This window comes from Pseudomonas sp. FSL W5-0299, from assembly GCF_005930655.1.
Taxonomy (GTDB): Bacteria; Pseudomonadota; Gammaproteobacteria; order Pseudomonadales; family Pseudomonadaceae; genus Aquipseudomonas; species Aquipseudomonas mandelii.
In genome coordinates this window covers 1-692 of sequence record NZ_RXHX01000105.1, presented here as the reverse complement: position 1 = coordinate 692, position 692 = coordinate 1, and the positions used below count along the sequence as shown (strand labels likewise).

Annotated in this window: 1 protein-coding gene; it reads right to left on the bottom strand. The window is 48.3% G+C overall.

Annotation, left to right across the window (positions count from 1 at the left end):
- Window positions 1-194 precede the first annotated feature (194 nt).
- A complete protein-coding gene (locus FHL16_RS33830) occupies window positions 195-491 on the bottom strand; it encodes a hypothetical protein (protein WP_177346275.1) in 297 nt (98 codons plus the stop codon).
- Window positions 492-692 lie beyond the last annotated feature (201 nt).

Here is a 692-nt window from a genome sequence, read left to right as displayed (position 1 = left end):
GTTACCTGCCGTTTCGCGCAATATTTATTGGGGATAGAGGGGTGTAACAATAAATATGATTACCTTTTTCAAGGAAAATCGCCCGGACAATATCGACGCGAAGCACTGCGATAACCGGGTATTGAGGTAGGCCAGGCTTGCTCGCAATACGGCCTGACGAAGCTAGGGCGCAACGCCCTAGCAGATCGCAGAGGTCACTTATTCTTTTTCGCAGGCTTTTCTGCCTTGTCTGATTTCTTAGCCTTGTCTGGCTTGCTATCAGCTTTTTTTGCAGATTTCTTCGGTTCGGCATCTTTTTTCTTGTCTTTCTTTTCGGAAGATTTCGAAAGAGCCGAGGCCGCAGCTGATTTCTTTGCCTTCGATGACTTTTTGTCTTTCAAATCCTTGCTGGCGTTCGAAGCATCACCTTTGCTTTTCTTCTCGTCTTTAGCCACGTTGACCACCTCTCGGAAAATGCCGGTATTGGCACATTGCCTGTGCGATTCGTCCACAAGCTAATCATTAGGCGAGCGCGTCCAAAGGCGGTTCAAAATTTTTGATGCGTTGAGACAGGCTTTGGATGAAGCACCGAGACGTGAGCCCAGATGAATCTACCCCCTCGAAAACCACTCCCCACAAAAAAGCCCACTGACCGTCTCCGGTCAGTGGGCTTTCTCTGATTACGCTTCTACTTACAAAGCCATATCACTGGC